The following is a 12,548-nucleotide window of genomic DNA, read 5'->3' as shown; positions in this document are numbered from 1 at the left end:
AACATGGAAAGGGATAAAATCGTGGCGATTGTTAATGATTTTCTTGTAAATGAATTTGAAGTGGACGGGGAAGAGATCAGCAATGAAGCCAACCTTAAAAATACATTGGGTTTAGATAGTCTGGATTATATTGATATGGTTGTGGTTATCGAATCTAATTTCGGAGTGAAGTTAGGAGAAGCTGACTTCAAAAAAATGGTTACATTTAATGATTTCTACACAACGATTGAAAATAAGATCGCTGAAAAAAACGCATAGCTGTTAAATAGCTATGTTTCCTTAAAATGTACCGGTGTAATAATAGAGTATACTCAAAGATATTGTTACATTGGTACATTATATTAGTAAATTGTATTTATGAACAAGTGGAAAGGTAAATCTAAAGGAACGGTATTGGGATACAGGATATTCGTTTGGTGTATTAGAAATATCGGGATCAGGAGTTCATATTTTGTTCTTTATTTTGTTGCTGCTTATTACGTTCTGTTCCAAAAAAAAAGCAACCAGTATATTCTCTATTATTTCCGGAAAAGGCTTAAGTATGGATATTGGAAGGCTAAAGCCTCTATTTTTAAAAGCTATTTTACTTTTGGAAAGGTTTTGATTGATAAAACGGCAATTTCTGCCGGGCTAAGAGAGAAATATACCTATGAATTTGATGGTATTGAAAACCTTAGAAGTCTTTTGGAACAAAAAAAAGGAGGTGTTCTGATCAGTGCTCATATTGGTAATTTTGAAATTGCAGAGCATTTTTTTGCAGACATTGATTTTGACTGCCAGATTAACCTGATTACAACAGATCAGGAGGTTACAGTGATCAAAGAATACCTGGAAAGTATCGCTGTAAAAAAGAGCAATATAAAATTCATTTACGTCAAAGACGATATGTCGCATATTTTTGAGATCAATCAGGCCCTGTCAAATAATGAGTTGATCTGTTTTACCGGGGATCGTTATTTTGAAGGCTCGAAATTTCTTGAGACGGAACTGCTTGGTAAAAATGCCAAGTTCCCCGCCGGACCATTTCTTATAGCTTCCAGGCTTGGAGTACCGGTAGTATATGTTTATGTGATGAAGGAAGATAATCTTCATTATCATCTGTATGCAAGATTAGCCCGGAATATTAAGAACCGGGATTCCCAGGGACTGTTAAAGTCATATGTTCAGAATCTTGAAGCTATGATCAGAAAATATCCGCTTCAATGGTTTAATTATTTCGATTTTTGGGATGATATTGATTAATTTTTCTATTTTTACCCTGAAAACTAACAAAACTAAAAACCATCAGATCGGGATTAAAATTTGATTCATCCGTTTATATCCATAGAGTTTGCCATTCCGTCAGCAACTGAATAAGATGTTTACAGCATGACAATTAAATGTTTAAATTCTGGATAAACTACTTTTGGATCTCTGTCTCTAAATAAAGCACATTTACTTGAAGAAAGAATATGACATACTTGTAATCGGTAGCGGATTGGGAGGTCTTGTTTCGGCTCTTGTTTTAGCAAAAGAAGGACTGAAAGTCTGCGTATTGGAGAAGAATAGCCAATACGGTGGAAATCTGCAGACTTTTTCACGTGACAAACTTATTTTCGATACGGGAGTTCATTATCTCGGCGGGCTTTCCAAAGGACAAAACCTGAACCGTTTCTTTTCCTATCTTGAAATCATGGATGAACTTCAGCTACAGAAAATGGATGAAGATGGATTTGACAGAATTTCTTTTGGTGGGGAAGGAATAGAATATCCCCATGCACAGGGATACCGGAATTTTGTTGAACGGCTTTCCGAATATTTCCCCGATGAAAAAGAAAATCTGGAGAATTATTGTGAAGAAATTCAATATGTCTGCAGCCAGTTTCCTAGGTATAATGTAATTGGAAAGGAATACTATAATGAGGAAATCCTGCATCTCAATACCAAAAGATTTATAGAATCAGTTACGCAAAATAAAAAGCTTCAGGCAGTTCTGTTAGGGTCTAATTTTCTATATGCCGGTGATTCTGAAAACATTCCTTTTTATGTTCATGCCCTGACTGTTAATTCTTATATTCAAAGTGCCTATAAATGTGTGAAAGGAGGTAGCCAGATTTCAAAGCTGCTGATTAGAAAACTAAGAAAATATGGAGCAGAAATACATAAACATGCAGAAGTCACAGAATTTATTTTTAATGAAAATAATATGCTGTGTTCTGTAAAAACAACCTCCGGAAAAGAATATTTTGCCAGGCAATTTATATCCAATATTGAAATCCGGTCAACCGTTAAACTGATTGGAGAGGAACGGCTGAAAAAGTCATTTTTAAACAGAGTGATGAGTTGGAAGCCTGTTTCTTCCTGTTTTAGTGTTTATCTGGTTCTGAAACCCCAGGTCCTTCCCAATTTCAATTATAATCTATATCATTATGCATCAGAAGATCTGGTTTGGAATGCGTGCCGCTATCAGGAGGAAGCCTGGCCGGAAACTTATATGCTTTCCTGTACGCCGTCGAAACAGCATCCGGAATTTGCAGAAAGTCTTACCATTATTTCCTATATGGATTTTGAAGAAGTAAGAAAATGGGAAAAAACCTTTAATACAGTGGCTGCTGAGCATGAAAGAGGAGAGGAGTATGAAAGATTTAAATTGCAAAAAACCGAAAAAATGCTTGATGCCCTGGAGAAAAAAGTTCCGGGTATAAGACATGCGATTAAGACTATATATACCTCTTCACCGCTTTCATACCGGGATTATATAGGAAGCTTTGAGGGAAATATGTATGGGTACATGAAAAGTTCAGAAAATCCACTTAAAACAATGGTTTCTCCCCGTACTAAGATTGAAAATCTGTTTCTGACAGGACAATCTGTAAATATGCATGGAATCCTGGGGGTAACAATTGGTGCTTTTAATACCTGTGCAGAGATCCTGGGAAAAGAAATAATTGATAACCGCTTGAAGGAAGCAACTTAATAAAGATAACGTGAAAAAAACTAATACCAATTCAGGTGCCTACAACAGACTTTTGCTGTGCCTTTTTTCAGTGGTGATTCTTATTTCATGCGGCACCTCAAAATCTGTACACCATCTTCCTGACATCAGGCAATATTCATTGGAAATTCCCACCGTTCATCAGTTCAATGATACAACATTCAGTTATAAACAGAATTTTCTGACTAAAAATAAGCAGCAATTGTGGGAACTTTATATCCAGGGAAATCCTTTGCAGCTGGGATATAATAATGGTGCACTTACTCAATATCTGATGCAGAAGCAGGAAGAAATTTTTTTTTCTAAAGTAGAAGGGTTTGTTCCATCAAAATTTAAGCAAAGGATATTAAGAGGATTTCTGAAATGGTATAACCGGAAAATGTATCTCAATGTAAGAGAAGATTATCAGGCTGAGCTGTACGGTTTGTCAAGATACTCATCTGACCGGTATAATTTTATTGCTTCAAAATACCTGCGAAGTCTTTATTTACATGGAGCACATGATATAGGACATGCATTACAGGATCTTGCCATGGTTGGCTGTTCTTCACTGGCGGTATGGAACGAAAATACGGAAGACGGAGACCTTCTGATAGGAAGAAACTTTGATTTTTATGTAGGAGATGATTTTGCAAAAAATAAATTGGTTGAGTTTGTTAAGCCCGAAAGTGGCATTCCTTATATGTCAGTAAGCTGGCCCGGGATGATAGGAGTTGTTTCCGGGATGAATAAAGAAGGGATAACTGTAACCATTAACGCAGGAAAATCTAAAATTCCTCTGACGGCTAAAACGCCAATTTCCCTGGTAACACGGGAGATTTTACAATATGCAAAGAATATTGAAGAAGCAATTGCTATAGCCCGGAAGAGAAACGTATTTGTATCAGAATCTATTCTTGTAGGAAGTGCTGCTGATAAAAATGCAGTCCTTATTGAAGTATCACCTAAAAATTTTGGAGTTTACAGGGTGGAGAATACGAGTAGAATTATTTGTACGAATCACTTTCAGTCTGAAGCTTATAAAGATGATGCCAGAAATCAAAAGCAAATCGAAGAAAGTCATTCAGAATACCGCTATGAAAAACTGAAGGAACTTCTGCAGAAGAATATAAAATTAAATCCCGAGAAAATAGCTGCTATTCTGAGAGACCGTTCCGGCTTAAAGTCTCAAAAAATCGGTTATGGAAATGAGAAAGCACTAAATCAGCTTCTGGCCCATCATGCTGTTATATTTTCTCCTCAGAAAAAACTGGCGTGGGTATCTTCAGGCCCCTACCAGCTGGGAGAGTTTGTGTGCTATGATCTGAACAGGATATTTACTGATGAAGACAGGAAAAACAATGACCTTTCCAGATCAGAACTGAATATCCCGGAAGACGGTTTTGCAAATTCTCAGGAATTTAGAAATTATGAGGAATACAGGCAGTCCACAATAAAGATTAATGAAACGATCCATAACACAGATGTGCTTACAGATGAATTTCTTACTCATTATACAAATTTGAATCCCGATTTCTGGAAAGTATATTATATAACCGGACGATATCATTTTTCAAGAAAAGAATATGAAAAGGCTAAAACCGAGTTTGAAAAAGCACTAACAAAGGAAATTACGACCCTTCCGGATAAGAGAGAGATCGAAAAATACCTGAAGAGATCGAAAAGAAAAATTAATTACTAATTATTTTCAGGACTTAGTTTATTAAGGAAAAGAAAAGCTGCTATTCCTGAAAGTGCAGATAGAGTAGTACTTAATATCATACTTCCTATCACATATTGTAGAAGATTATTCTTAATCAGTTCAAAATTCAGGTCCTGATCCATAATATTGCTGTCTCCATGAACAAATGGAGCGCCTAAAAATAAAGAAGCTGCAATAATAAAAGGAATAAATGGAGGGAGGCTGACATTGGAAGCAACAAATGCTAGAACCTTATTCAATTTAAAAAGTACTGATAAGCTTATTACAAGAAGTGTTTGAAATCCCCAGAAAGGAGATAATCCAATAAAAACTCCCAATGCAATGGAAAATGCCTTTATACGGTTGCTTCCATCACTTTCCAGGACATCCTCCTGTATGAATCTTTTAAAGCTTTTTTTTTTGAAGTTATTCACGAAGTTTCTCGGAATAATATAAAAAAGGGTAATAATCACCAGAATTGTATTCAGAATACTGATCCTCGTGAAATCTTTGAATGGCCTGAAGTGAGATACCCGTTCTGCAGGATCATACAAAACCTTTACCGGAACATTTTTTACCGGAACATGTCTCCATGCCGTCCTGACAATAATCTCAATTTCAAATTCAAATTTAGGGGTGAAGTATTTCTGCGGAATTTTATGTAAAGGATAAAGCCTGTAACCCGATTGGGTGTCTTTCAGCTTTATTCCGGTTTCAAACCAAAACCAGAAATTGGAAAAGCGGTTTCCAAAGCTGCTTTTTTTGGGAATACCGTCCTGAGACATATTCCTGTTTCCAATTAAAAGTACGTCTTCTTTTTCAAAAAGTAATGCGTTGACAAATACAGGAATATCATCAGGATAATGCTGTCCGTCCGAATCAATTGTTATTGCATAGTCATAGCCTTGTTCTTTTGCTTTTCTGAATCCGGTTTTTAATGCATTGCCTTTTCCTTTGTTCTCAGATAGACTAATTGTTGTAATCTGAGGATATTGCGCTATAATATGGGCTGTAGAATCAGTAGATCCATCATTGACAATAATAATGTTGCCGGTATAATGCAAAACACCGTCGATAACCCTTTTTAGGGTCTTTTCATTATTATAAGTAGGGATTAAAATGCAGATTTTCTTTTCAGAGATTGCATTTTGTACTTCATCAAGGGACATGATTCTATTTTAAAGTGGCTTTTTCTGTTGCAGTAATTGTTTTGGACTGCATAGCAAACTTTTTTATATAGTTTTTTAATGCTGTATTCTGTTTGCTGTAATTATTTAAAATAAAAGCTTTATCATCTTTGAGGCTTCCTCTGTATCCAACAATTTTTGGGATGTTTTCCTGTACACTTAAGCGGATAAGGCGGAGCTCTGCGTTATTCGGATTGCTTTTAATAATACTTTCAAGGCTTGTTGCTCCGGTTTTCACCAGCGATTTTCTATTGTTTTTGGAGACCTTCGCTTCCATAATCTTTGCCGCAGCCTTATACCCTAATGTTACAGGGTCAGATCCGGATTGCTTTGCTGCAGTATCAATAAAGTTCCGTGTATTTGTACTTGAATCGTTGGCATTGGCATAGCTGTTTCTCAGGGTCTCCAGGTCAGACTGAAAGAAAAACATGAATGCTGCTACAAATGATAGTATAAGTTTCATAATGTCAATTTTTTATAGCTTACTGACATTTTTAATGCAATAGTCTCGCCAAAAGATGTAGTATTTTTTACTTTAATATCTTCCCCGTTGTTATCAATGTCCAGCTGAAGCTTCAGATCCGGAGTTTCAAAAGGATTGATAATGGCCATGAATTTAACATTAGACGCTGTTCTTAAAAATAATTTTGTATCTGTAAACTCTTCCGTCAGTTCTTTTACAATCTGCATCATACAAACTCCCGGAGTCACAGGATTACCCGGAAAATGCCCCTTGAAAATCTCATGATCTTTATTCAAACGGATATAGGCAATATAATTTCCGTTTTCTGTTTTTTCATAGGATTGTAATGTGTAAAAATCTGTAAGAATAGTTTGCATGATCTTATTTTTTCATGTTAAAGGTATAATAGACGCCGGCCTGGAAAGTAACATTGGTATGATTGTCATAAAAGCTGTAGACAGGAACAAAACCTTTTTTTACCCTTGCTTCCACTCCAAAGTTTTTAGTGATATCGTATCCTAACCCTGCAGTGATCCCCAAATCAATTTCGTTATCAGTATTAATGTTCTTTTTTTCAACAACAAAGTCCAGGGTAGGTCCCACGTGTATATTGAACTGATTGAAATAAAACTTATTAACCAGCTGGATACCAAGGTATGAAACGGTTACATTCTGACTTCCTATATTATTAACATTGGATTCAACCTTAGTTCCTTGTCTCGAATAGTTAATTTCAGGCTGAAGTGCATAAAATTTTGCGAAACGGATATTTCCGAGAAAACCAACGTAAAAATCTGTTTTTGTTTTGAAATCTACTTCCATTGTAGCCTGAGGATAGTACATATCTCCGGGATAATAAAATGTTTGGTTTTCATCATTTGTGAAATGTGAAAAATTGGCTCCGGCTCTGATTCCGGGTGTAAATGTTACCTGTGCGAAAGATATGCCTGATATGAGCACAATAAAAAATAAAAATACTTGTTTCATGTTAAGTTATTCAGTTTCGGTTATTTGAAATAGTTTTATATTGATCTTGAAATCTTTGTGCTGAAGATTTAAACTGTCTGCGAAGATATGCTTTTTTGCTTCAAAAGTGAAATCGATCTTTTCTTTCCTGTTTTTTGTATAAATGATCTGTTTTAAAAGCCCGTTTTCTTTATCAAAAAATAAATAATAACTTTTGTTGTGAACTCTGGAAAGATAAATCCGGTCCTTATTATTTTCAAAACCATCATTTACCTGATATTCCCTTTTTAAAAGTTGCTGGAAATCATTCCTTAAAAAATTAACAACAATCTTTTTGTCGAGGTCAGGAAGAACGTAGTTTAATTTAAAATTCTGATCAGAAATCTCAAAGTCAATCAGCTTATTTCCGAAATCCGAGGTCATGGCGACACGGTGAGTAGTTTCATTAATTTTTTTTATAATCAGAATACCGCTGATATGATTTTTATAAATATCCATCTGACATTTATATACATAATCCTGATTAGAAGAAAAATAAAGATTTTCAACTGTTTGTGGTGAACCAGAAAGAGGCTTTACATCAGTTAGCTGGTAGGATTTACACGAAATAATTCCTATTAAAAGAAAACTATAGGCTAAACTCTGACGCAGGAATCGAGGCATTGATCTTAGTGTTTTTGAAGACAATATTTGTAGTATCTCCGGAAGCTTCAGTCATATTAACCTGTGAAACCGTTGATTGGTTTTTAGGAAAATAAAGTTCGATCTGTTTAATATATTTAATCAGCTGGCTTGTTTTGGGGATAAATCTGGCAACATTATAACTTCCATTTTTGAAATAGGCTACTGTAAATTCAGGATCATTAAACATTGTTCCATTTGAGCTTCCCACAATAAGCTTATTGATTTTTTCAAAGGTTTTGCTCTTTGCATCTACGGAAGATTTTTTACCCTGATCATTAATAAAAATCTTATTATTTTTAAAAACAATACTGTACTGATAAGGTTTGGTATATTTCCAGCTTAACATATTAGGTGCTTGTAAAGACATTCTACCATGGGTAACAATACTCTTATCTAAAAAGTCCAGTTTTTTGGTTTGGGTAAAGTCACTTTGTAACGTTTTATAACCTTTGGTATCAGAAGAAACTTTAGTGACAAATGCTTTTGCTTCAACTCCGGACATCGCTGTATTTTGAGCGAAAAAAAGCCCTGATACCAATAAAAATGCTCCCAAAGCAATATTTTTAATCATTTTTCCTTGAATTTATAATTGAGTCAACGGTGAACGTTGAGTATTTTTTATTTTCCAAAAATACTAATAAATCTATCAGAACCCGATAGGTTTTTTCTGAAGTATCGTGAAGGAGAACTATACTTCCATTTGTTACTCCATTTGTTATTCTTTTGTAAATTTTCTTCTCATCATCAATAATCGTATCTAAAGAGCGGACATTCCATCCGATACTGGTCTTATTAGTTTTTTTAAGGGCTTTTGCAATGTTGGGATTGGTCACTCCAAAAGGCGGCCTGTACAGACTGGTTTTTATGTTTCCTATTCGGGCGATCACTTCATCGCATTTTTCAATTTCCCGGATCATTTTGGACTCAGATAAAAATCCGGTTGATTTTGAATGGGAAAGGGTATGATTTCCAATGATATGTCCTTCGGAAATAATTCTTTGAAATGTTTCAGGATATTTTTCAATCTGTTTTCCGATACAGAAAAAGCTTGCTTTTATCTGATGTTCTTTTAAGAGATCCAGAAATTTAGGAGTAAATTCTGTGGGACCGTCATCAAAAGTCAGTGCAATTTCTTTAACTTTTGTCCGTTTATGGGTAATACTGTTGATAAAATAACCCAGTTCTATATCAAAAGATCCCCAAACGATCACTGCAGAAAAAGCCATAAAGCAAAAAATATATACCCAGATACTTCCCTGAAATGCATAAATAAAAGCATTACAGAAAAGATAAAACAGGATGAATAAATAATGTTTCATCGTTTATTGATTTTAGCAAACAGCTCTTTTTCCAATCAAGCTCTCTCTAAAAGAACAAGGCTGTGATCACTTCCTGAAAGGTGGTTATACAGGAGTATATTTTTTATTTCCTTTTTTTCTGTCCGGTTAATCATCATTACTTCAGGAACCTGTTGACTTTTAAGAATATGGCAGGCCATAAAGATTGAAAATCCACTGGCAGTATTGAACTCTCCGCTCAGGTGCTTATAATATAGCAAAGATGAGTCCGGAAATAAATTCATGACATTTGTATAATAAACATCAGAGGCTGCTTCTCCGCTGAAGCCCAGGATTACAGCATCAATATTATGAGTAGATAATTTATTTTTGGTCAGAAATGCAGTAATAAAATCCTGAGTTTCATTTAACTCAAGTTTATTAATGACCTGAATGTCCTTAAGCCTGGCATAAGTACTTTTTGTCTTGTCTTTTCCTACGACAAAGAAACTTGCTCCTTCTCCCCAGATGACTCCGTTTGTTGGGGAGTGTAAATGATCAGCAGGGAGATCTGCTTCCTTTTTAATGGTATTATTGAGACAGTAAAGCTCCATTGTTCTGTCTGTTTGCTCATCGGTAGAGCCTACCAGGATATTTTCTGCTTCTCCATCAGTAATCTGAAGCTGAGCATCCAGTAGTGAGAATTCTAATGAAGAAGAAGTATTCACATAAGTGAAATTGTAAGCATGGCATTGTAGCCCCAGCGCAATTTGCCCGGCAACGGTATTATGGGTGGACTGAATAAAAAATGTAGGGGTTAAAAACTCCTCATGATTGTCAATCACATTTTTCAGGAACTTCTCAGAATCCTGTGAACAGCCCATTCCGGTTCCGACAATAATAGCATCCGGCTGTTTAATTCCTGCTTCCTGTAATGCATTATGTGATGCCACAGAACTCATTTTTACTGTTTTAGACATTCTTCTGATCATAGCCGGAGGAATGAATTCTTTGTAATTTGGTTCTATAGCTTTTATGATCTGTGTCGAATTTTCAGGCTGTAGATGCTGAAAGAAGTTTTCGTTCAGGGTATCCTGAACCGAGATGCAGGATGCACTGTTGATGTAAACTGCATTCATGATTTCGAGAATATTAAAGTTGAACAGTTTCCTCCAAACCCAAATGAATTGGAAAGAACATGATTGATTATCTTTTCTTTCAGCTCCGTAACAGGAGTCAGGTCAAATTCTTCCATTTTTGTTTTGAAATTCAGATTTGGAAAAATAAGATTGTGCTGCATTGACAATATTGAGAATACAGCTTCTATACCTGCAGCAGCGGCTAATGTATGTCCGGTAAAAGCTTTTGTGGAACTGAATTCAGGAACCTGATTTTCACCAAAGATCCTGATCATGGCAATTCCTTCTGATAAATCATTATTGGGAGTGGCCGTTCCGTGAACATTGATATAGTCAATCTGTTCTTTAGCTAATCCTGAAATTTTCAAAGCCTTTTGCATAGCCAGGAACGCACCTTGCCCATTTTCTGAAGAAGCGGTCTGATGGTGTGCATCATTGGCATTCCCGTACCCGGAAAGATAGGCAAGAACCTGTTTATTTTCTTTTTTAACGGCTTCTTCCGATTCAAGGACTAAGTAAGCAGCAGCTTCTCCAAGGTTCAGGCCTTTACGGTCATTATCAAATGGGGTATTATAAGAATCGGTAAGGATCATCAGGGTGTTGAAACCATTCAATGTAAATTTTGAAAGAGAATCAGCCCCTCCCACTATTACACGGTCTAAAACACCGCTTCTGATCAGCTTAGCTCCCATCATAATCGCATTGGCGGCAGAGGAACAGGCTGTGCTTATGGTGGATACCATACCTTTTAATCCCAGATAATCTGCGATCTCCAAAGAAGAATTTCCAGCGTCATGAGCGTCAATATATTTTTGCTTTTCAGGAAAGTTTTCGTACGAATAGAAGTATTTTTCAGTAATATCCATACCTCCCACACTGGTAGAAGATATCAGACCGGTTCTATATCCGTTAATATCTGAAATTCCGGCATTTTCTACAGCTTCCTTTGCGGCAATCATTCCCAGTAAGGAAGTTCTTGTCAGGTTGTTATCTTCATTTATCTGAAGCCTTTTCACAAGCTCTCCGTTGGTTAACTTTATTTCACCGGTTTTAATAGTTCCCGCATGACGGGTTTCAAACATCTGAATATCTGATATTCCATGTTTTCCGGACCGTAATGAAATAAAATTTTCCTCCACATTCGTTCCAATAGAGGAGATGATACCCATTCCTGTTATGGCAATTTTTTGGCTCATAGTTTTTTACAAAAGTAACAATGCAACAATCCTAATTATCAGTAACTGTTATATTGATACATTGTTATATTACCTTATTTTGTTCTGTTTTCTTCGATGAATGTGGCCATCGTATCAATAGATTGGAAAATTTCTTTTCCTTTTTTAGGATCGGCTAATTTTATTCCATAATCTTTATCAAGAAGTACAATAAGCTCCAGAGCATCAATAGAATCAAGCCCCAATCCTCCTCCAAATAACGGATCCGCATCTTTGATTTCCTCTACAGAAACGTCTTCAAGGTTAAGTACTTCAATAATTTTGTGCTTCAATTCTGTTTTTAAGTTTTCCATAAATATTATTTTAATGTAACAATATATCAATGTACCAGTTTACCAATAGTTGTTATTGCCTTTAGCGTTGGTACATTTTCAGATTGGTACATTGTTAAATTATAATGTGAGCAAATATACAAAAGCTTTATAATTTTCCTGAAATAATTCAACCCAGCCGCATAATACTTTATCAGCTTTTCCGGATTGAAGAATTTGTTCAGAATAGTTGTTCAGAAATGTTTCGTCAAATTCATCCAGGACAAAGAATGCGTTTTCCGTCTGCATTTTATGTTTAATACTGATTTCTCCTACGCAAATATTAGGTAATGTATAGACAAATACAGCAGGGCTGGGGAAGTAGTTTTCTTCGGAGTTAATACTTTCCTGATACTTAAAATCTGTATCAAGGCTTGAAGACCTGTTGGCGAGCACAATGGCTGTCCTGCCATGGTCGTGATCTTTTAAAAGCATTTCTGCGGAAAGAAAAGCCAGTTTGCTCAGACCATCCATTTTGTGAAATTTCGGATAGTTAAGCTCCAAATCTTTATAGGCATCTTTCGCAAATTCCGGAAAGGCAACATTTTCGCTTTCAAAAATAATGTTTCCATCAACAGTTATTTTTGAATGTTCTATAGTACAAATATTAGTTTTCTTCATGATACACATT

15 protein-coding genes are annotated in these 12,548 nt (G+C 35.6%); 4 read left to right on the top strand and 11 right to left on the bottom strand.

Annotated features, from left to right (window positions below; all coding sequences use genetic code 11):
• Positions 1–3: 3 nt before the first annotated feature.
• The 4 genes from DRF59_RS04140 (at position 4) to DRF59_RS04125 (ending at position 4,655) form a co-directional block, all read left to right on the top strand.
• Positions 4–258 carry an acyl carrier protein gene (locus DRF59_RS04140; RefSeq protein ID WP_115957625.1) on the top strand — a complete coding sequence of 85 codons (255 nt, stop codon included), beginning with the start codon at positions 4–6 and terminating at the stop codon, positions 256–258.
• Between the two features lie 99 nt (positions 259–357).
• A complete protein-coding gene (locus tag DRF59_RS04135) occupies positions 358–1,242 on the top strand; it encodes an LpxL/LpxP family acyltransferase (protein WP_115957113.1) in 885 nt (294 codons plus the stop codon).
• A 196-nt stretch (positions 1,243–1,438) separates the two neighbouring features.
• Positions 1,439–2,956 carry a phytoene desaturase family protein gene (locus tag DRF59_RS04130; protein WP_115957111.1) on the top strand — a complete coding sequence of 506 codons (1,518 nt, stop codon included), beginning with the start codon at positions 1,439–1,441 and terminating at the stop codon, positions 2,954–2,956.
• Between the two features lie 10 nt (positions 2,957–2,966).
• Positions 2,967–4,655 carry a C45 family autoproteolytic acyltransferase/hydolase gene (locus DRF59_RS04125; protein WP_115957109.1) on the top strand — a complete coding sequence of 563 codons (1,689 nt, stop codon included), beginning with the start codon at positions 2,967–2,969 and terminating at the stop codon, positions 4,653–4,655.
• Here DRF59_RS04125 and DRF59_RS04120 read toward each other — a convergent pair.
• The 11 genes from DRF59_RS04120 to DRF59_RS04070 all read right to left on the bottom strand — a co-directional run bounded on the left by DRF59_RS04120 (position 4,652) and on the right by DRF59_RS04070 (position 12,538).
• Positions 4,652–5,824, bottom strand: coding sequence for a DUF2062 domain-containing protein (locus DRF59_RS04120; RefSeq protein ID WP_115957107.1), 1,173 nt, complete (start codon positions 5,822–5,824; stop codon positions 4,652–4,654). The genes DRF59_RS04125 and DRF59_RS04120 overlap by 4 nt on opposite strands.
• 4 nt (positions 5,825–5,828) lie before the next feature.
• Positions 5,829–6,305 carry a hypothetical protein gene (locus DRF59_RS04115; RefSeq protein ID WP_115957105.1) on the bottom strand — a complete coding sequence of 159 codons (477 nt, stop codon included), beginning with the start codon at positions 6,303–6,305 and terminating at the stop codon, positions 5,829–5,831.
• Complete coding sequence (locus DRF59_RS04110) at positions 6,302–6,682, bottom strand: 3-hydroxyacyl-ACP dehydratase (RefSeq protein ID WP_115957103.1); 381 nt, start codon at positions 6,680–6,682, stop codon at positions 6,302–6,304. The genes DRF59_RS04115 and DRF59_RS04110 overlap by 4 nt, the downstream gene beginning before the upstream one ends.
• Positions 6,683–6,686: 4 nt before the next feature.
• On the bottom strand, positions 6,687–7,292 hold the full coding sequence (locus tag DRF59_RS04105; RefSeq protein WP_115957101.1) for an outer membrane beta-barrel protein: 606 nt from the start codon (positions 7,290–7,292) through the stop codon (positions 6,687–6,689).
• Positions 7,293–7,298: 6 nt separating this feature from the next.
• On the bottom strand, positions 7,299–7,934 hold the full coding sequence (locus DRF59_RS04100; RefSeq protein WP_115957099.1) for a hypothetical protein: 636 nt from the start codon (positions 7,932–7,934) through the stop codon (positions 7,299–7,301).
• On the bottom strand, positions 7,900–8,526 hold the full coding sequence (locus tag DRF59_RS04095) for a LolA family protein (RefSeq protein WP_115957097.1): 627 nt from the start codon (positions 8,524–8,526) through the stop codon (positions 7,900–7,902). Before DRF59_RS04095 ends, DRF59_RS04100 begins: the two co-directional genes overlap by 35 nt.
• Positions 8,519–9,274: a polysaccharide deacetylase family protein gene (locus DRF59_RS04090; RefSeq protein WP_115957095.1), complete on the bottom strand. Its 756-nt coding sequence runs from the start codon at positions 9,272–9,274 to the stop codon at positions 8,519–8,521. Before DRF59_RS04090 ends, DRF59_RS04095 begins: the two co-directional genes overlap by 8 nt.
• Positions 9,275–9,309: 35 nt before the next feature.
• Positions 9,310–10,371: a beta-ketoacyl synthase N-terminal-like domain-containing protein gene (locus DRF59_RS04085; protein ID WP_115957093.1), complete on the bottom strand. Its 1,062-nt coding sequence runs from the start codon at positions 10,369–10,371 to the stop codon at positions 9,310–9,312.
• Positions 10,368–11,567: a beta-ketoacyl-[acyl-carrier-protein] synthase family protein gene (locus DRF59_RS04080; RefSeq protein WP_115957091.1), complete on the bottom strand. Its 1,200-nt coding sequence runs from the start codon at positions 11,565–11,567 to the stop codon at positions 10,368–10,370. Before DRF59_RS04080 ends, DRF59_RS04085 begins: the two co-directional genes overlap by 4 nt.
• A gap of 74 nt (positions 11,568–11,641) precedes the next feature.
• The gene (locus DRF59_RS04075) at positions 11,642–11,899 is read right to left on the bottom strand and encodes a phosphopantetheine-binding protein (RefSeq protein WP_115957089.1); all 258 of its coding nucleotides are present in this window, start codon (positions 11,897–11,899) and stop codon (positions 11,642–11,644) included.
• A gap of 99 nt (positions 11,900–11,998) precedes the next feature.
• Positions 11,999–12,538: a 3-oxoacyl-ACP synthase gene (locus DRF59_RS04070; protein ID WP_115957087.1), complete on the bottom strand. Its 540-nt coding sequence runs from the start codon at positions 12,536–12,538 to the stop codon at positions 11,999–12,001.
• Between the last annotated feature and the right edge of the window lie 10 nt (positions 12,539–12,548).

Origin of the sequence: Chryseobacterium flavum (assembly GCF_003385595.1) — a bacterium.
Lineage (GTDB): Bacteria > Bacteroidota > Bacteroidia > Flavobacteriales > Weeksellaceae > Chryseobacterium > Chryseobacterium flavum.
This window is presented reverse-complemented; position numbering and strand designations above follow the sequence as displayed.